The following is a 17,599-nucleotide window of genomic DNA, read 5'->3' on the forward strand; positions in this document are numbered from 1 at the left end:
CAATGCAAAAGCCCGTCACGTCCGCCCCATGGTAGTGCCGGCCGCTGGCCGGCAACCCACGCCAACGCACAAGCCCATCGCGCCTGCCCCGTGGTAGTGCCGGCCGCTGGCCGGCAACCTCACAAACCCCGACCGGTGGTAGTGCCGGCCGCTGGCCGGCAACCCATGAACCCCGCCCGGCGGTGTGGCCGGCCCCGTCACCCGCGCAGCGTGGCGCCACCATCCACATACAGGTCACTCATCGCCACGTGCCCGGCCTGCTCGGACAGCAGGAACATCACCGCCTGCGCGATGTCCTCCGGCGTGGCCAGCTTGCGCAAGGGGATGCCCGCCTTGTAGGTGGCCGGATTGCCGGCGATCACCCGTGCCGCGCCCTGCTCGTCTTCCCACATGCCGGTCTGCATCGGGGTCAGCGTGGAGCCCGGCGCAACGATGTTGCAGCGGATGCCCAACGGTGCCAGCTCCAGGCCCAGGCAACGGGTGAACATCGTCGCCGCCGCCTTCGAGGCGGCATAGGCGGCCATGCCATGCCGTGGCACGCCCGCCGCGTTGGAACTGACGGTCACGATGGCGCCTTGCCGGCGCGGCGACATCACCCGTGCCAGTGCGCGGCCCACATGGAACACACCATCGGCATTGACCGCGAACACCCTGCGCCAATCCGCGTCACGGGTGTCCACGACCTCACCGACATGCAGCACGCCCGCCACGCTGGCCGCCAACATGATCGGTCCCACCGTGGCTTCCACCTCGTTTACCAGCGCGTCCACGGCCGCGCCGTCGGTGACGTCCAGTGCGAAAGCCTGCACGCGACCATCGTCGGTCGTCAGCGCAGGTCGCTCGCGATCGGTTGCCACGACCCGGCACCCTGCGTCCAGCAGTTGCCCGACCAGCGCCGCACCGATACCGCCCGCTGCGCCGGTCACCAGCGCCACATTTCCTTCAAAACCCGTCAGCTGCATGTTGCGCTCTCCTGTTGCCTGTCCCACTGCTGCAGCCGCGCCGACAACCACGGTGCCAGCTGCGCCACCGCATCACGCCCGGTCAGTTCGGCGTGCAGGAACGGCAGCTCGATGGCATCCACCTGCAGCGCATGTGCCTTCCATAGCGCGGACTGCAACTGCGGCCGTGCCTGATGATCGCGTCCGGCCCGCACATGCGCCAGCGTTCCGACGAAGGGTCGGTGCTGGTGTTCGCGGATCAGTCGATTGGTTCCGGTCACCGCCCGTACCACGCCGTCGAGCACCACCTCGGGCAGGCTGCCCAGCGCGCTGCCGCCGCGCCGCAGGAAGGCGAGGATGCGCCCGCGATCGTCCAGTTCCGGATGCGCGTCCGGGTCATGCCCGGCGATGGCCAACAGCGCCCGCAGTGCCGCGATCGGGTCGGGCTCCGGTTCGGCACGCCAGCATTCGCTGGGATAGGCATCGAGCAGCACCAGTTCGCCGACCTCGCGGCCGATGTCATGCAGGCGCACGGCCATCGCCTGCGCGAGGATGCCGCCCACCGACCAGCCGAGCAGATGGATCGGCCCCTGTGGCTGCAGCGTGATCACCCGCTGCACATAGTCATTGGCCATGGCCTCGATGCTGCCTGGCAGCGGTTGCGTGGGGTCGAGCGCGGGTGACTGAAGCCCGTACACCGCGCGCGTTGGCTGCAGCGCCCGGGCCAGTGCGCGATAGTTCCAGGCAATGCCGCCTGCCGGGTGCAGCACGAACAGGGGGGCTGCGGTTGCCTCGTCGGATGCAGACAGCGCAATCACCGGCCCCAGCGCGTGATCGGCGCGTGCGGGCGGCTCGGCAATGCGTGCCGCCAGCGCGGCTACGGTCGGTTGCGCGAACAGCGCGCCCAGCCCCAGCTCGCAACGCCAGCGCTGCTCGATGGCCAGCAGCAGGTGCACGGCCGACAGGGAGTCCCCTCCGATGCTGAAGAAATCCACATCAACCGCCACCGGCAGTTCACCCCCCAGCGCCTGTGCGAACAGCCCGGCCAGTTCCTGCTCCAGCGGCGTACGCGGCGCCTGCCCCGCAACGTCCTGCTGCGGCGGTTTCGGCAGCGCAGACCGGTCCAGCTTGCCATTGGCGGTCACCGGCCACTGATCCACGCCCACGAACGCAGACGGCACCATGTAGTCCGGCACCCGCGCCAGCAGATGGCTGCGCAGCGCCGCTGCATCGAACAGCGCCGTCGGCACATAGGCGACCAGCCGCGCCTCGCCGGGTAGATCATCGCGCAACAGCACTTCCACCCGGTCCATTCCAGGCAGCTCGCGCAACGCTGCTTCAATCTCGCCAAGTTCGATGCGCAGGCCGCGCAGCTTTACCTGATGGTCGCTGCGCCCCAGGTACTCGACCGCACCGTCGCCCCGCCAGCGTGCCACGTCGCCGGTGCGGTAGATGCGCTCACCCGGCAGGAACGGATCCGCCAGGAAGCGCTCGGCCGTCAGGTCGTCGCGGCCGAGATAGCCGCGCGCCAACTGCACACCGCCGAGGTACAGGTCACCGGCCACGCCCACCGGCACGGGCTGCATCCGTGCGTCCAGCACATACAGGCGGGTGTTCCAGACCGGGAAACCGATCGGCACCGGGCGCGAGCGGTCATCGGCCGAGGCTGGCCACCAGCTCACATCCACTGCCGCTTCGGTCGGCCCGTAGAGGTTGTGCAGTTCGGCATGTACCCGCGCGTGGAAGCGGTCACGCAGTGCGGCATCCAGCGCCTCGCCACTGGTGAACACGCGCCGCAGCCGCAGGTCCTGTGAGGCCGGTGCAGCCAGGAACGCATCCAGCATCGACGGTACGAAATGTGCGGTGGTGACACCATGGACGCGGATCAATCGCGCCAGCTCGGTCGGGTCGCGGTGTGCGTCCGGCCCCGCCAACACCAGCGTCGCGCCGCACAGCAGTGGCAGGAAGAATTCCCAGACCGATACGTCGAACGTTGCCGGGGTCTTCTGCAGAATCCGGTCGTCGGCACCCATGCCATAGTGCTCGCGCATCCACAGCAGGCGATTGACGATGGCTCGGTGTTCGATCACCACGCCCTTGGGCTCGCCGGTCGAACCGGAGGTATAGATCACATAGGCCGCATCGTCGCCCGTCGGGCCCGGCCAGGGTGCGGCAAAGCTCACGTCGGTCCACTGCTCCGGCGGCAGCACCGGCACATCTGAAAGACGGGATTGCACGCCGGCCTCTGCCAGTACGCAGACCGGTTGCGCCGACGCCAGGATGCGCGCCAGGCGCTCCGCGGGATGGGCAAGGTCCAGTGGCAGGTACGCGCCGCCTGCACGCAGCACTGCCAGCAACGCAACCACCAGTTCCAGCGAACGCGGCAGCGCTACGGCAACGACCGTGCCCGGGCCCACGCCCAGCGAGCGCAGCTGCGCGGCCAGGGCGAAGCTGCGGGCCTCCAGCGCAGCATGGTCCAGCGTCGTATCGCCGAACACCAGCGCCGCTGCCGACGGATCGCGGTCCATGCCCTGCTGCAGCAGTTCGACCAGGGTGGTGCCAGGCAGCGCATGCGTGGTGGCATTGAAGCCATGCACGACCTGCTTCAATTCTTCCGGCGTGGCCAGTGGCACCGTCGCGATGTCTTCGGCCAGCAGCGCGGCCGACACGAAATGCAGCAGCCGCCGGGCATGCGCCTTCATGTCATCCAGCCCATACAGGGCCGGGTTTGCTTCAATCTCCAGATCCAGCAGGGTCTGTCCATCGCCACGGAAGCCCAGTGTCAGGTCGTCGACCGGGCCGGTGCTCAGCACTTCCAGTGAAGCCTGCACACCCGGCAGCGCCAGCGGCTTGTAGAACGGCTGTACGTTGATCAACGGCCCATGCAGACGGTGCTGTGCACCGACCAGGCCGAGGTCACGACGCAGCTGTTCGCCACGGTAGCGCCCATGCTTGCGGCTCTGACTGAGCTGGCGCCCGATGCGCCGGCAGAATTCCTCGACGCCGCCCTCGCCCCCTGCTACACGCAGCGGCAGCACGTTCATCACCATCGCCGGCACCCGCGCCGCCGCGTTGCCCAGCCGCGCCATGTACGGCACCCCGAGCACGACTTCCTCGGACGCACTCATGCGACGCACATACTCGGCGGCCAACGCGGCAAGCACATCCGGCCACGGCTGCAACCACGATGCCGAGACCTGCAGCAGGTGCTCGCGCAAGGCGGGGTCCACCGGCTGCACCCAGCGCAATGCATCGTCACTGGCCGCGGCGGTGCCGGCCAGGCCGGTGGAGGCCGGGGCGCCCTGCAGCGCCTGCAACCACCACTGCCGGTCGACGTCGCGGCGCGCATCACTGCGGTAGCTGGCATCATCGGCCAGCACGCCCGCCAACCCTGGCAGCGCACTACCGGTGCGGCCCGCATACAGGGCGCAGACGCGGTCAGTGAACAGCGCCATGCCATAGCCATCGGTGGCCAGGTGATGCACGCGCAGGTACCAGGCCCAGCGCTGGCCCCCCAGGTCGAACAGCACCTGCTGGCTCAGCCGGTCGCGGGTCGGGTCGACCGCGCTGCAGCGGTCAGCCAGCATCGCCGCACGCGCCGTCTGCTGCGGATCATCGGCCGCGGCGACATCGCGCAGCTGCAGCAATGGCACCCGCGCGGGCTCGTGCCACTGCACGGGCTGGCCGTCCTCGGCCTCGGCGAAACGCAACGCCAGCGCCTCGGCCTCGACGGCGGCCTGGTTGGCGGCAGCGGTGAACGCCGGCACATCCAGCAAACCCTCGATCCACACCGCGTGCGCGGTATTGAATGCAGGATTCTGCGGTGCCAGCCGCTGGGCAAACCACAGCCCTGCCTGCGCCTCGGTCAGCGGCAGCGGCGATCCGTTCATGCCGTCTGCGCGGCCTGCAGCTGCTGCACCACCGCCCACCACTGGCGCAGCGTGGTGTGCTCAGCCAGCTGCGCGAACTCCAGTGGCAGCCCGGTGTTGCCCCAGGCCAGCACCAGCCCCAGCATGCGCATCGAATCCAGATCCAGATCGATCAGGTTGTCATCATCGCCGATGTCCGCCGCGTGGCAGTCCAGCACGCGGGCGACGTCGGCGCGCATGCGCTCCAAGGTCAAGGTTTCGGTCGTCGCGTTCATCACATTGCCTCCAGCAGCTGGTCGGTGGTCATCGGTACGCCGCAGGTGCGGGCGATCCAGTGCAGCGCCTGGTCATGGTCGGCACGCGAGAAATCGGCCACGGCATCGGCAGCGATGAACGTCTCGATGTCACGCTGGAACGCCTCCACCGCCGTCGCGGTGCATCCGATGTGCGCGTAGACGCCGGTGATCAGCAGCTGGTCGCGGCCGCGCACGCGCATCAGCGTTTCCAGATTGCTGCGCTGGAACGCGCTGTAGCGGTGCTTTACCAGCACATGCTCGCCCGGCTGCGGCGCGAGTGCGTCGATGATCGGCTCGTGGTCGGCACGCCGGCCCATGCCCGGGCCCCACAGGTCTGCCTGCAGGCCGCGGTCGCGGCGGTCCTGGTCGCCGTGCTGGGCGGTGTAGAACACCGGAATGCCGTGCATACGGCAATGTCCCAGCAGTCGCGCGATGTTGTCCACCGCCGGCTGGAGCGGCGCGTTGCCGGCGTCGAATGCGGCGAGGAAATAGCGCTGCATGTCGTGTACCAGCAAGGCAACACGATCACGCTGGGGGCGCCAGGCGCCTCGCGCCTGCGGCAGTTCCGCAGCGGTCGGCAGGGAATACGGGGTAATGCGGGGCAGCGCCATCAGCGCGTTCCTCCTGTCTGTTGCAGATGACGCGCGCGCAGCTGCGCGCGCAGTTCGCGGCGGCTGATCTTGCCAACCGCCGTAGTGTCGAAACTGTCCACGAAAACAATCTGATCGGGCACCTTGAACGCGGCCAGGCCACGCCCGCGCATCCACGCCTTCAGCACCGGCGCCTTGATGGCCTCGCCCTGCTGGATCACGAAGGCACAGCTGCGCTCGCCCAGGTAGTCGTCAGGAATGGAGACCACGGCGGCATCGAATACGCCAGGATGGGCCAGCAGATGGTCTTCGATCTCCTCGGCGGAGATCTTCTCGCCCGCCCGGTTGATGTGGTCGCCGGCACGGCCCTGCACCACCAGATAGCCGCCGGGCAGCTGCTGCACGCGGTCGCCGGTGCGGTAGAAGCCGTCGTCGGTGAACGAGCGCGCGTTGGCCGCCGCGTCATTGTGGTAATTGCGGATGGTGTACGGACCGCGCGTGAGCAGATGACCGACCTCGCCTTCGGCAACGGGCTGGTCGTGGTCGTCGACCACGCGCACTTCATCATCCTCGCTGATCGGCCTGCCCTGGCAAGCGACAATCAGCTCCTGCGGGTCATCCAGCCGGGTGTAGTTGACCAGGCCTTCGGCCATGCCGAACACCTGCTGCAACGTGCAACCGAGGCCATCGATGACCCGCCGCGCGGCTTCCGGCACCAGCTTCGCTCCCCCGACCTGCAGCACCCGCAGGCTGGACAGATCGTGCCTGCTGGTCGCCGCCGCCTGCGCCCACAGCAGCGCCAAGGGCGGCACCAGACCACAGCAGGTCACCTTCTCGCGCGCGATCAACGGAAATGCCGCATCCGGGCCAGGGCCCGGGCTGAGTACCACGCGGGCGCCGGCGTACAGCGCACCGAAGAAACCCGGCGAGCTCATCGGGAAGTTGTGTGCTGCCGGCAGCGCAACCAGGTACACGCTGTCGCGGTCGATGCCACAGATTTCGTTGCTGGCGCGGAACGAGTAGATGTAATCGTCGTGCGTGCGCGGAATGAGCTTTGACAGCCCGGTGCTGCCACCGGAGATCTGCAGGAACGCCACCGACTGCGGATCAGGATCGGCCGGCAGCTGGCTGCGATCGCCCTGCAGCGATTCCAGCGCGACGAACTCGGCCGCATCGCCGTCGATCAGCACGTGGCGTACCGCCGGCACTTCCGCCTGCAGCGCGCGCGCCAGGCCACGATGATCGAAGCCTTCATGGACATCGGTACTGATGTAGGCACTGGCCTCGGCCTTGCGCGCAAAGTGGGCCAGCTCGGTGATGCGATGTGCCGGCAGCGCGTACACCGGCACCAGCCCGGCGCGGAACAGGCCACAGACCGCTGCGATGAAACCGGCCGTATTGCCCAGCTGCACCAGCACGCGCTCGCCGGGTTGCAGGCCCAGCGCCAGCAGCCCGGCGCCGATGCGCCCGGCCTCATGCCAGAGCTGCGCATAGCTCAGGCGCACATCGCCAGCCACCACCGCGATGTCATCGGCATGGCGCTCGGCGCGTTCGCGCAGGAAACCCGGGAAGGTTTCGCCACGCCAATGACCTGCGGCCCGATAGCGCGCGACCAGCGCTTCAGGCCATTGCTGTTGCAGCGGCAGGCGCGAATCAACGGTGGACGGCGTCATGCGGATACCTCGATCAGGGACAGCGGGTCCTGCACACCCAATGCGTTGAGCAGGGCAGCAAACTTGGCGGCGGTTTCGGCCACTTCGGCCTCGGGCTGCGAGTCGGCGACGATGCCGGCGCCGGCATACAGGCGCAGCTGGGTGCCCTGCAGGCGCGCGCAGCGGATCGCCACATACCAGTCGCCGTCCCCCTGCGCATCGAGCCAGCCCACCGCACCGGCATAGAAGCCGCGCGGCACCGGTTCCAGCGCACGGATGCGCTGCAGTGCCTGCAGCCGCGGGGTACCGCAGACGGCCGGGGTGGGATGCAGCTCGGCCAGCAGGGTCGCCGCCGACGTAGCAGCGTCCTTCAGCGTGGCGTGGATGCGCGTACCCAGATGCCACATGCTGGCGGTGGCGTGCAGCACCGGGCGTGGCTGCGCTTCGATGTGACTGCACCAGGGCGAGAGGCCATCGACAATGGCGTCGACCACATGCCGGTGTTCGTCATGATCCTTCGCCGATGCCAGCAACGCCTGCGCGGCGCGCTCGTCCGCAACCGGATCGGCACTGCGCCTGGCCGAACCGGCCAGCGGATGCGACAGCACCTGCGCCCCGCGTTTGCGCAGCAGCAGTTCCGGTGTCGCCCCCACCAGCCATGCCGGCGCCTGGCCAACGTCCACCGGCAGCGGCACGGCGTAGGTCGCCACCGAAGGATCGGTGCCGAGGCGGGCCAGCAGCATTTCCGGTGACAGCGCCTGCTGCGTGTGCGCCAACAGGCTGCGCGCCAGTACCACCTTGTGCAGCTCCGGGTCCGGCGCGCGCATCGCGCTGACCGCGTCGGCCACGGCCGCTGCATACGCCTGCGCCGAGGGCTCGGCAGTCAGCGCTCCGGACAGCGCCGGCGCCGCCTGCGACTGCACGGGCAACGCCGGCAGCAGGCGCTCGGGCTGGTACAACGCATCATCGGCGCGCGGCTCGAACGGCACCGCGCCGACCAGCAGGCCCGGCCCACCGCGCTGCTGCGCGAAGAACGTCGCCACGCGCTCGGCCAGCGTGGCCAGCACACCGGTCGGCAAGGGTGCGCGGCAGCCGCGCGCGTGCATCTGCTGATCCGCCTGCCGCAGCAGGAACAGCGACGCTTCGGCGGTGGGCTCGGGCAGCATCGACGCAGCCTCCGGCCACGCGCCCTGCATCAGGGAATCGTTCATGGGGTCTCCTTCATCCGATACGCTGCTGCCAGCACGCACAGCACCAGCAGCAGCACGCCGACCAGCAGGTAAGGCAGGCTGGCGCCGCCGCGATACAACAGGGTGCCGAGCATCGGCCCGGCCACCATGCCCAGCCCCTGCGCCGCCGCGACGGTGCCGGCCGCCGCCCCCTGTTCGTGCGCCTGCACCGCGTCGGCGGCCAACGCCTGGAACGACGGGAACACGAAGCCCATGCCGAACGCTGCAAGCGCGTATGCCGCCGGCAACTGCCAGGTCTGCTGCACCGCCGCCACCGACGCAAAGCCGATGCCTGCGATCAGTGCGCCGAGGATGATCCAGCGCCGGGGATGCACGTCCAGTTTCATCACCAGCCCCTGCGCGAGGATCAGGCCCACGCCGACTGCAGTCAGTGCGATGCCGGCCATGCGTGCACCTTCGGCTGCATCCAGGCCGAAACGATCAATGGCGAAGAAGCCGACCGTGACCTGGGCGATGGTCACCGTCACCATCGCCACGAACGCGGCCATCTGCGGCAGGCGCAGCCGCGGGTCGAGGCGCGACAGCGGTACGCGGTTACGGCTGTGTGCGGCTGCCACCGGCGGTGTGGCCGGCAGGCGCCAGGCCAGCAGGCCCAGCGCGAGCAGCGGCAACAGCGCAGCCACGTACAGCGCCAGCGGCAGGTTCTTGTAGGCAAGCCATCCGGCAGCAGCCGGACCCAACACCATCCCCAGCGCGTTGGCGCTGCCAAGGCGGGCGAGGAATTTCGCACGTTGGCCGGTGGGTGCCTTGTCGGCGATCAGCGCAGCAGCGGTCGGCGGCACAGCCGCGTAGAACAGGCCGATCAGGCCACGTGCACCGACCAGCACCAGCACCGAGACCAGCACCGGCGGTATTGTCTGCAGCGCGACATCGATGAACACCGCCAGCGCGATGTAGACCACGGTGTAGGCACTCATCGCCAGCATCAGCACGCGCTTGCGGCCGATGCGGTCGCTGAGCTGGCCCCACGGGCGAGCGGCCAGCATCCACAACACGCCCGCGGCCGTGACCGATAGACCGGCATGCCATTCGGACAGGCCCAGCAGGCGGACCACCGGGCCGATGACGGCGACGAAGGACATCATCGCCATGGTGCCGATCAGGGCAGCCAACACCAGCGCCGGCAAGCCGGGAACCACGGGACGTGCATGCATGGAACACCAACCGTAACCAGGGAGGGAACGCCGGGCGCATCCGCACCCCGCGCGACGTCGCCCTGTCAGGCGGCGACGCCATCCTTAAATGATAACGGCTCGCATTTGCATTTGATACCCATTCGCTTAACAGGCACGCACCTGCGGGTGCATCACCGTCCTGCGCGTACCGACAGCAGGCCGCGACGCTTGAACCACCACTCCAGCGGCAGGGTCACCAGCGGCGGAATCGCAGCCAGCAACGCCAGCCCCGTTGCCCACCATGGCCAGCGCAGGCGCAGCGCCGCAAACAGCGTCACCGCCACGTAGACCAGGAACGCCACGCCATGCAGCGGCCCGAACAGCTTCACCAGCGCGACGTTGGCCTGCGGCCCGTATTTGAGCCACATGCCGGCCAGCAGACCGGCCCAGGTGATGGCCTCGATGAAGGCGACGACGGCGAAAAGGCGCCCGGTCGGGTGCAGCGGGTTACGGTGGGTCACGCAGGGCTCCAGCGCTGGATATCAAATGAGAATGATACGCAGATGCGAACATGCCGGATACCTGCGGCGTGTCCACCAAGGTGGACACCTACCGACGCGTATCGGGCAGGACGTGCTCGCCGATCTCGCCCAGTACGTCGTCCACCGGCCGGCCGTTGTCCACCAGGTTGAACATCACATGCGCCACACCCTGCGCGTGTACGCGTTGCAGGTACGCGCGCAGGCCATCGCGGCCCACCTTCAGGCCCAGCGGCAGCGGCTCCGCCGGCGCAGTTGGATCGGTCTGCAGGTCCAGCAGCATCGACTGCACGAATGGCTTGGGCGCGCCGCCGCTCTGGGCCAGCGCCTGCTGCCACAGACCGATGCGCCCTTCCTGCGCGGTCTCTTCGCGGTGATAGGTCGCCCAGCCTTCGGCCTCGCGTGCGATCCACTGCAGGCTCTGCCGCGCAGTACCGACCACCAGCATCGGAATGCGCCTTGCCGGCTTAGGAAGTACGTCGTATCCACCGGTTGCCTGCAACACCGGCGCGCGCTCGGAGGGTTCGGGGGACAGCGCCGCACGCAGCAGCGACCAGCGCTCGCGGAAGGTGCCCACCCTGCCCTGTAGGTCCTCGCCGAAGGCCGCGAACTCTTCTGGTCGATCACCCGAGCCCAGCCCCAGCACGAAGCGTCCACCGCTGATCCGGTCCAGCGTCAGCGCCGATTTCGCCACCTGCAGCGGTTGCCGCAACGGCAGCACGATGGCCGCAGTGCCGATCACGATGCGCTCGGTCGCCGCGGCCAGCATCCCCAGCCACAGGAACGGATCATCCAGCGCACTGGCGGTCGCATCCGGCCCCTGCGGCACCATCAGCGGCACATCGCGGGTCCACAACGCGGCAAAGCCCAGATCGTCGGCCAGCCGGGCGACGCGGCGCGCCTCCAGTAGATCGGCCAGGCCGTGTGCGGCCACCGGCGTCATCAGGCCAAGGCTCAAGCCCTGCTTTGGAAACAGACGTGCATGGGCAGGATTGAAATCAGTCATGCCGCCAGCTTAGCGTGGGGCATTGATGGCGTCCCACAACAGGAAGTACAGCGCATGCCCAGGATCCGTCCCGCCCACGTCGATGACCTGCCCGCAATCAGCGCGGTGTGCATGGCGGCCTTCACTGCAGCCGTTGCGCCCATGCTTACCGCCGAGGGCATCGCCACCTTCGGCAACGTGGCCGCAGCCAGCGCCTTCGCCGAGCGCCTGCAGGGTGACAACCACATCCTGGTGGCCGAACAGGAGGGCCGTGTGGTCGGCGTGGTGGAACTGAAGGCGGGCCAGCACCTGGCGATGCTGTTCGTCGCGCCGGAGCTGCAGGGACAAGGCATCGGTCGTGCCCTGCTGCAGTCGGTGCTGCCGCAGGTACGCGGCCCGCAGATGACCGTGCGCGCCTCGCTCAACGCGGTGCCGGCCTACGAACACTATGGGTTCGTGCTGGATGGCGACGTCGGCGAGTACCACGGCCTGATCTACCAGCCGTTGGTGTTGGCGGTGCCCGCTGCGGTGGCTGCGCCCCCTGGTCCGCACTGATACCCCGCCCACATGCCGTGCTGCGCGTGCGACATAAGCAAACTGCATCAGCCAGCACCCCGACCGTTCCTACAATGGCCCACCACCCTGTCCTTCGAGATGCTGCCGATGCGCGTCGCGCTTTCCCTGTTGCTGTTGGCCTCGGCCCTGAGCGCCTGCTCCCCCGCGTCCGCGCCGGTACCGACGGCAAAGGCGGCATCGACCGCCCCGGCCTCCGCCATCGCCTGGCGCCAGGGCGACGTGGATGATGCGTTCAACGAAGCCGCCGAGAGTGGCAAGCCGGTGCTGCTGTACTGGGGCGCGGTGTGGTGCCCGCCGTGCAACCAGCTCAAGGCAGGGCTGTTCAAGGATCCGGCCTTCATCGCACTGACCGGCAAATTCGTGCCGGTCTACCTGGACGGCGACGAAGAAGGCGCGCAGGCATGGGGCGAACGCTTCGGCGTGCGCGGCTATCCAACCCTGATCGTGCTCGACCCGCAGCGCAACGAAATCACCCGCGTGGCCGGCGGCAACGACGCGGCCGAACTGACCCGGGCCCTGACCGTCGCCGCCAGCCGCCGCAGCGCTGTCGCCGAAACACTTGCGACCGCGCTGGCGACGCCGGCCACGCTTGGCGCCGAAGACTGGCAGGTACTGGGCGATTACGGCTGGGAGGTGGATGCCAACCGCCTGGCTGGCAAGCGCAGCGCCCAGGACGTGCTGCAGCAGCTGGCCAAGGCCGCACCCGAGCCTGCGCTGCAGCGTCGCTTCGCGCTGCTCGCGTTGGCTACCGCCGAGAAACCGACGGCAGCGCCCACCCAGGTACGCGAACTGTTGCAGGCGGTGCTGGCTCAACCGGCGGAGGTACGTCGCAACCGCGAGTTGCTGGGGTATGCCGGCGCCGGGCTGGTCAAGCAGGCCAGCGCTGGTCCGGCCAGCAGCAATGCCCTCGGCCAGCAGTTGCTGGTCGCACTGGAACGTGCCGACGCCGCGCGTGGTGATCGCGCAGACGATGCCTTGTCACGTGCGTTGACCGAGTTGGCGCTGGCACGCCAGCGGCAGCCTGAAGGCGCGCTGCCGGCAGCACTGGTGCAGCGCGTAAAGCAGCGCGTGGCCGCCGCCGATGCCGCGGCTACCGATGCACACGCGCGCCAGGCCACCATCAGCAGCGCCGTCTACGCGCTGCGTCAGGTCGATGACGATGCGGGCGCCGAGGCCTTGCTGCTGGCAGAGCTGAAGCGCAGCGAGCAGCCTTACTACTACATGCCGGAGCTGGCCGAACTGGCCGAGCAGCGTGGTGATAGCGCCGGCGCCCTGGAATGGCTGAAGCGTGCCTATGAAGGCGCGCAGGGCCCTGCCACGCGCGTGCAGTGGGGCGTGCTGTACGTAGAAGGCCTGCTGCGGTTGGCACCCGATGATGCACCGCGTATCGAGCAGGCCACCGAGGCCTTGATCGCCGAGCTGGACAAGCAGCCGTCCGGCTACCACCAGCGCACGCGCCAGCGCTTCGAACGGCTGGCCGGGCAGCTGCAGTCGTGGAGCGCCAAGCACAAGGGTGCGGACACGCTGGCGCGGCTGCAGCAGCGGATGCAGGCGGCCTGTGGTGATCAGGTTGATAGCGGTTGCAGGGAATGGTTGAGCTGACGCCAGACGCAGGATTCGACGGATACAGGTAGTGCCGGCCGCTGGCCGGCAGCCCCGACCATCACCCGCTGCCGGCCAGCGGCCGGCACTACCCTGCTGCTTCTGCTCTCGCCTTTGACGTCGCCTCCGCGCCGGCGCGTGGACCTGTCCTGCGTGGGCGGACCTGCATGGGCCCATCCGCCCACGTGATCCCGGGACAGTCAACGTGCCGACAGCGCCCTCTTTTCAACCACCCCGCTTGACCTCAACCAATGTTGAGGTGCGATAACAGTCTCCCCACGGCCATACCCCTGGCCTTCCCCACGGAGACTGTCTCGATGCCGCACTCGCTTCCCGCCCTCCCCTATGCCTACGACGCCCTCGAGCCGCACTTCGATGCGCGCACGATGGAGATCCATCACAGCAAGCATCACCAGGCCTACGTCAACAACCTCAATGCCGCGCTGGAACAGGCGGGCCTGCCGGCACAACCGGTGGAAACCCTGATCGCCGACCTCGACGCCCTGCCCGAATCGATCCGCGGTGCAGTGCGCAACAACGGCGGCGGCCACGCCAACCACAGCCTGTTCTGGACCGTGCTCAGCGCCAATGGCGGCACCGCCGATGACGCGCTTGCCGCGGCCATCGATCGCGACCTCGGTGGCTACGACGCCTTCAAGGAAACCTTCAGCAAGGCCGCGCAGACCCGGTTCGGCAGTGGCTGGGCGTGGCTGACCGTCGATCGCGATGGCCGCCTGCAGGTCGAAAGCACCGCCAACCAGGACAGCCCGCTGATGGGCGCGGCGGTGGGCGCCTCCGGCAACACCCCGATCCTTGCCCTGGATGTCTGGGAGCACGCCTACTACCTGCATTACCAGAACCGTCGCCCGGACTACATCGGTGCGTTCTTCAACCTCATCAACTGGGCCGAGGTCGGCCGGCGCTACCGCCAGGCCAGGGCCGCATGAACGCGGACTCCGGTGCATACGCCGGGCCGTGGGCGGGGGTGTTCCCCGCTCCGGCACCGGTGCCATCGGTCAGCCTGCCGCCGCGTGCGCTGCGGCGGTTGCTCGGCCATTTCCCTACTGGCGTGGCGATCGTCTGCGCCCGCGACGCACAGGGAAAACCGCAGGGCCTGACCATCAACTCGTTCGTGCCGATCTCGCTGCAGCCGCCACTGGTGCTGTGGAACCTCGCCCTGCATGCGCAGAGCCTGTCCACGTTCCAGCGCGCCACCCGCTTTGCGATCAGCGTGCTCGGCGCTGGCCAGGAAGCCCTGGCGCGCCGGTTCGCCGATCCGCAGGTGCGCCATCGATTCACCGATGTGCCCTTGCTGGATGACGGCGAAGACGCTCCACCGCGTATCGCCGGTGCCGTGGTCCATCTCACCTGCACCCGCCACGCGCAGTGGCCGGTCGGCGATCACCTGTTGCTGGCCGGGCGCATTGTCGATGTGCAGGAAGCAGGCGGCACGCCGCTGCTGTTTCATCGCGGCCGCTTCCAGGCGGGACCGGTGGAAACCCTGCTGGAGGTGCGCTGATGGACATCGAAACGCTGGAGAGGATGCTTGCCGCCGGCAAGGACAGCGCACTGCTGCGCTTCGGCCTGGGCAAGAGCTGGCTGGATGCCGGCGACCCGGTGCGCGCAGCCACCCATCTGGGCCGCTGCGTGGTGCTGGACCCGGACTATTCGGCGGCGTGGAAGCTGCTGGGCAAGGCCTGGCTGGCTGGTGGCCAGCCGCAGGCGGCGCGCGAAGCGTGGCAGCGCGGGCTCAGCGTGGCCGGCAGCAAGGGCGACCAGCAGGCCTGCAAGGAAATGCAGGTGTTCCTGCGCAGGCTCGATCGCGATTCACCTGCGCTGTTGGCGAAGGCCGGCTGAAGACTCAGCCGGCGTTGGCCGACGCCGGTGCCGGCATGATGTCCGGCATCGGCAGGCGGCGCGGCTTGCTCGGGAACGCGTGGCGCAGGATCCGCCAGACCACCTGGGTGAACTGCCGCGGCAGCGAGCCGTTGTTGTAGTGCTGGCCGTAGCGCCGGCAGATTTCCTTCACTTCCTTGGCGATGGCCGCATAGCGGTTGGCCGGCAGGTCCGGGTAGAAGTGGTGCTCGATCTGGTGGCTGAGGTTGCCCGACAGCACGTTGATCACGAAACCGCCGCTGATGTTGGACGAACCGCGCAGCTGGCGCAGGTACCAGTGGCCACGCGATTCATTGCGCAGGCATTCCTTCGGGAAGGTTTCCGATTCGGCGGTGAAGTGGCCGCAGAAGATGATCACGTAGGTCCAGATGTTGCGCAGGCCGTTGGCCACCATGTTGCCCAGCATCACCGGCAGGAAGAACGGACCGGCCAGCAGCGGGAAGAACACGTAGTCCTTCAGCACCTGGCGGATCATCTTGCGGGCCACCGGACGGGTCTGCAGCCACATCGCACGGCTGCTGATGCGGCCCTTGAACCAGCGCCCCAGGCGCAGGTCCTGCGCCGCCACGCCCCACTGGAACAGCAGCGCGAAGATCGGTGCGATGATCGGCTGCAGCAGGTAGAACGGCTTCCAGCGCTGTTCCGGGAAGATGCGCAGCAGGCCATAGCCGATGTCATCGTCCATGCCACGCACGTTGGTGTAGGTGTGGTGGCGGAAATTATGGGTCTTGCGCCAGTTGTCGGCGGTGGCAACGATGTCCCATTCGTAGGTGTTGCCGTTGAGCTTGGGATCGCCGGTCCAGTCGTACTGGCCGTGCATCACGTTGTGGCCCAGTTCCATGTTTTCCAGGATCTTGGCCAGCGCCAGCAGCAGCGTGCCGGCGATGCAGGCCGGCCACAGCAGCGGCGCCCAGAACAACGGAGAGAACGCGCCCAGGAACAGCAGGCTGCGGCCGAGCACGCCGGACCAGCGCACAGCCGCTGCGACGCGGCGGATGTAACGGGTGTCGGAGGCGCCGAGGCTGCCGATCACACGGTCGCGGATCGCATCGAGTTCCTCACCAAACGTCTGCATCTCGGCAGGGCTCAGGGCACGGTCGGTAGCGCGGGTCATGGCAGCGGAGTCCTCAGAGATCCAGGGTCAGGTCGGTGGTCGGCGCGCTCACGCAGATCCGCACCGGCACGGCCGTTTCGGACTGGGTATCGCCGGTGCGCAGGTGGCGGGTGGTGCCACTGACGCGTTCACAGGTACAGCTGTTGCAGATGCCCATGCGGCAGCCGTGCTTGGGCGCGATGCCCTGCGCCTCCAGGCTTTCCAGCAGCGAGCGGCCACGCGGCACGATCAGCCGCCGGCCGCTGCGGGCCAGGGTCAATGCGACCTCACCCAGGCTGTCGGCATCACTGAGTGCCGCAGGCGGCGTAAAGGCTTCAGCCTGGAAACCGGCCACCTGCTGCGCCAGCCGCGTGCGCGCAGCGGCAACGAAGCCATCCGGGCCACAGGCCAGCACATGGCGCTGCGCCAGCGGGGTGTCGTCACCGGCAACGGCCAACGTGTGGCTGTCGATGCGCGCGGCCGGCACCTCGCCTTCGCGGGTGGTCAGCAGATGCACGCGCAGGTTCGGGTTCGCTGCGGCCAGCGCCTGCAGTTCATCACGGAACTGGAACGCCGCGGCGCTGCGCTCCCAGTAGAACAGGTCGACCGGCGCCGCCAGCGGGCGCTGGCAGGCGTCGCGCAGCAGGCTGCGCATGGGCGTGATGCCGCTGCCTGCCGCCAGCAGCAGTACCGGCGCTGCGGCGGGCATGTGGAAATCACCGAAGGCCGCATCCAGCCGGAACAGGTCGCCCGGCTTGGCATGCGCGACCAGATGCTGGCTGACCTTGCCGCCTTCCACCGCCTTGACGGTAATGGCCAGCTCACGACGGCCCAGGCGGGTCGGGCTGTAGCTGCGGCGCAATACACGCCCCTCAAGCTCGACGCCCAGGGTGACGTGCTGGCCGGCGCGCATCCCGGCCCAGTGCCGGTTGCAGCGCAGGACCAGGGTAGCGGCGCCCTCGCCGGCCGGCTCGCGCCGTACCAGGCGGGCCATCGGCTCACGCAGGGTCCACAACGGATTCAGCTGGCCCGCCCAGAAGTCGAACAGCGACGGCGACAGCCAGCGGTACGGGGAAAACAGGGAAGGACGGACGACAGCGCTCATGGATGCACTATACGGCCGCACACACAGCTGTGTATACATGTGTATATTGCAGCGGATTGGGTATGATTCAGCCTTGCCCCTCCGGAAGTA

General features: G+C 68.6%; 16 protein-coding genes. 5 read left to right on the forward strand and 11 right to left on the reverse strand.

Annotated features, from left to right (window positions below):
* Nucleotides 1-197 precede the first annotated feature (197 nt).
* The 9 genes from CR918_RS10065 to CR918_RS10105 form a co-directional block, all read right to left on the reverse strand.
* Entirely contained in the window at nt 198-962 is a 765-nt protein-coding gene (locus CR918_RS10065; protein WP_099842702.1) for a 2,3-dihydro-2,3-dihydroxybenzoate dehydrogenase, read from the reverse strand.
* Nucleotides 953-4,831, reverse strand: coding sequence for a non-ribosomal peptide synthetase (locus tag CR918_RS10070; protein ID WP_099842704.1), 3,879 nt, complete (start codon nt 4,829-4,831; stop codon nt 953-955). The genes CR918_RS10065 and CR918_RS10070 overlap by 10 nt, the downstream gene beginning before the upstream one ends.
* Nucleotides 4,828-5,085 carry a phosphopantetheine-binding protein gene (locus CR918_RS10075; RefSeq protein ID WP_088100136.1) on the reverse strand — a complete coding sequence of 86 codons (258 nt, stop codon included), beginning with the start codon at nt 5,083-5,085 and terminating at the stop codon, nt 4,828-4,830. The genes CR918_RS10070 and CR918_RS10075 overlap by 4 nt, the downstream gene beginning before the upstream one ends.
* The gene (locus CR918_RS10080; protein WP_099842706.1) at nt 5,085-5,717 is read right to left on the reverse strand and encodes an isochorismatase family protein; all 633 of its coding nucleotides are present in this window, start codon (nt 5,715-5,717) and stop codon (nt 5,085-5,087) included. Before CR918_RS10080 ends, CR918_RS10075 begins: the two co-directional genes overlap by 1 nt.
* Complete coding sequence (locus CR918_RS10085) at nt 5,717-7,369, reverse strand: (2,3-dihydroxybenzoyl)adenylate synthase (protein ID WP_099842708.1); 1,653 nt, start codon at nt 7,367-7,369, stop codon at nt 5,717-5,719. The genes CR918_RS10080 and CR918_RS10085 overlap by 1 nt, the downstream gene beginning before the upstream one ends.
* Nucleotides 7,366-8,559 carry an isochorismate synthase gene (locus tag CR918_RS10090; RefSeq protein WP_099784441.1) on the reverse strand — a complete coding sequence of 398 codons (1,194 nt, stop codon included), beginning with the start codon at nt 8,557-8,559 and terminating at the stop codon, nt 7,366-7,368. The genes CR918_RS10085 and CR918_RS10090 overlap by 4 nt, the downstream gene beginning before the upstream one ends.
* Nucleotides 8,556-9,752, reverse strand: a complete 1,197-nt coding sequence (locus tag CR918_RS10095) for an MFS transporter (protein WP_099842710.1) — start codon at nt 9,750-9,752, stop codon at nt 8,556-8,558. The genes CR918_RS10090 and CR918_RS10095 overlap by 4 nt, the downstream gene beginning before the upstream one ends.
* A gap of 152 nt (nt 9,753-9,904) precedes the next feature.
* A complete protein-coding gene (locus CR918_RS10100; protein WP_223495305.1) occupies nt 9,905-10,234 on the reverse strand; it encodes a DUF3817 domain-containing protein in 330 nt (109 codons plus the stop codon).
* 88 nt (nt 10,235-10,322) lie between these two features.
* Entirely contained in the window at nt 10,323-11,258 is a 936-nt protein-coding gene (locus tag CR918_RS10105) for a TIGR03571 family LLM class oxidoreductase (protein WP_099842711.1), read from the reverse strand.
* 54 nt (nt 11,259-11,312) lie between these two features.
* On the opposite strand from CR918_RS10105, the gene CR918_RS10110 reads away from it, so the two are divergent.
* The 5 genes from CR918_RS10110 to CR918_RS10130 all read left to right on the forward strand — a co-directional run bounded on the left by CR918_RS10110 (nt 11,313) and on the right by CR918_RS10130 (nt 15,272).
* A complete protein-coding gene (locus tag CR918_RS10110; protein WP_099842713.1) occupies nt 11,313-11,792 on the forward strand; it encodes a GNAT family N-acetyltransferase in 480 nt (159 codons plus the stop codon).
* A 99-nt stretch (nt 11,793-11,891) separates the two neighbouring features.
* Nucleotides 11,892-13,415 carry a thioredoxin family protein gene (locus CR918_RS10115; protein ID WP_099842714.1) on the forward strand — a complete coding sequence of 508 codons (1,524 nt, stop codon included), beginning with the start codon at nt 11,892-11,894 and terminating at the stop codon, nt 13,413-13,415.
* 317 nt (nt 13,416-13,732) lie between these two features.
* On the forward strand, nt 13,733-14,362 hold the full coding sequence (locus CR918_RS10120) for a superoxide dismutase (protein WP_099842716.1): 630 nt from the start codon (nt 13,733-13,735) through the stop codon (nt 14,360-14,362).
* Nucleotides 14,359-14,934 carry a flavin reductase family protein gene (locus CR918_RS10125; protein WP_099842718.1) on the forward strand — a complete coding sequence of 192 codons (576 nt, stop codon included), beginning with the start codon at nt 14,359-14,361 and terminating at the stop codon, nt 14,932-14,934. The genes CR918_RS10120 and CR918_RS10125 overlap by 4 nt, the downstream gene beginning before the upstream one ends.
* Nucleotides 14,934-15,272 (forward strand): tetratricopeptide repeat protein, encoded by a 339-nt coding sequence (locus tag CR918_RS10130; protein ID WP_099842720.1) that lies wholly within the window; start codon nt 14,934-14,936, stop codon nt 15,270-15,272. Before CR918_RS10125 ends, CR918_RS10130 begins: the two co-directional genes overlap by 1 nt.
* Nucleotides 15,273-15,276: 4 nt before the next feature.
* On the opposite strand, the gene CR918_RS10135 is transcribed toward CR918_RS10130, so the two are convergent.
* Both CR918_RS10135 and CR918_RS10140 read right to left on the reverse strand, forming a co-directional pair.
* On the reverse strand, nt 15,277-16,425 hold the full coding sequence (locus CR918_RS10135) for a fatty acid desaturase family protein (protein ID WP_025878576.1): 1,149 nt from the start codon (nt 16,423-16,425) through the stop codon (nt 15,277-15,279).
* 13 nt (nt 16,426-16,438) lie between these two features.
* Nucleotides 16,439-17,509 (reverse strand): ferredoxin reductase, encoded by a 1,071-nt coding sequence (locus CR918_RS10140; RefSeq protein WP_051584920.1) that lies wholly within the window; start codon nt 17,507-17,509, stop codon nt 16,439-16,441.
* Nucleotides 17,510-17,599: the final 90 nt, after the last annotated feature.

Origin of the sequence: Stenotrophomonas indicatrix, assembly GCF_002750975.1 — a bacterium.
Classification (GTDB): domain Bacteria; phylum Pseudomonadota; class Gammaproteobacteria; order Xanthomonadales; family Xanthomonadaceae; genus Stenotrophomonas; species Stenotrophomonas indicatrix.

Bases quoted from the DNA above. Each gene is read 5' to 3' on its own strand.
- CR918_RS10065 (WP_099842702.1), bottom strand. From the start codon at position 962: ATGCAGCTGACGGGTTTTGAAGGAAATGTGGCGCTGGTGACCGGCGCA.
- CR918_RS10070 (WP_099842704.1), bottom strand. From the start codon at position 4,831: ATGAACGGATCGCCGCTGCCGCTGACCGAGGCGCAGGCAGGGCTGTGG.
- CR918_RS10075 (WP_088100136.1), bottom strand. From the start codon at position 5,085: ATGAACGCGACGACCGAAACCTTGACCTTGGAGCGCATGCGCGCCGAC.
- CR918_RS10080 (WP_099842706.1), bottom strand. From the start codon at position 5,717: ATGGCGCTGCCCCGCATTACCCCGTATTCCCTGCCGACCGCTGCGGAA.
- CR918_RS10085 (WP_099842708.1), bottom strand. From the start codon at position 7,369: ATGACGCCGTCCACCGTTGATTCGCGCCTGCCGCTGCAACAGCAATGG.
- CR918_RS10090 (WP_099784441.1), bottom strand. From the start codon at position 8,559: ATGAACGATTCCCTGATGCAGGGCGCGTGGCCGGAGGCTGCGTCGATG.
- CR918_RS10095 (WP_099842710.1), bottom strand. From the start codon at position 9,752: ATGCATGCACGTCCCGTGGTTCCCGGCTTGCCGGCGCTGGTGTTGGCT.
- CR918_RS10105 (WP_099842711.1), bottom strand. From the start codon at position 11,258: ATGACTGATTTCAATCCTGCCCATGCACGTCTGTTTCCAAAGCAGGGC.
- CR918_RS10110 (WP_099842713.1), top strand. From the start codon at position 11,313: ATGCCCAGGATCCGTCCCGCCCACGTCGATGACCTGCCCGCAATCAGC.
- CR918_RS10115 (WP_099842714.1), top strand. From the start codon at position 11,892: ATGCTGCCGATGCGCGTCGCGCTTTCCCTGTTGCTGTTGGCCTCGGCC.
- CR918_RS10120 (WP_099842716.1), top strand. From the start codon at position 13,733: ATGCCGCACTCGCTTCCCGCCCTCCCCTATGCCTACGACGCCCTCGAG.
- CR918_RS10125 (WP_099842718.1), top strand. From the start codon at position 14,359: ATGAACGCGGACTCCGGTGCATACGCCGGGCCGTGGGCGGGGGTGTTC.
- CR918_RS10130 (WP_099842720.1), top strand. From the start codon at position 14,934: ATGGACATCGAAACGCTGGAGAGGATGCTTGCCGCCGGCAAGGACAGC.
- CR918_RS10135 (WP_025878576.1), bottom strand. From the start codon at position 16,425: ATGACCCGCGCTACCGACCGTGCCCTGAGCCCTGCCGAGATGCAGACG.
- CR918_RS10140 (WP_051584920.1), bottom strand. From the start codon at position 17,509: ATGAGCGCTGTCGTCCGTCCTTCCCTGTTTTCCCCGTACCGCTGGCTG.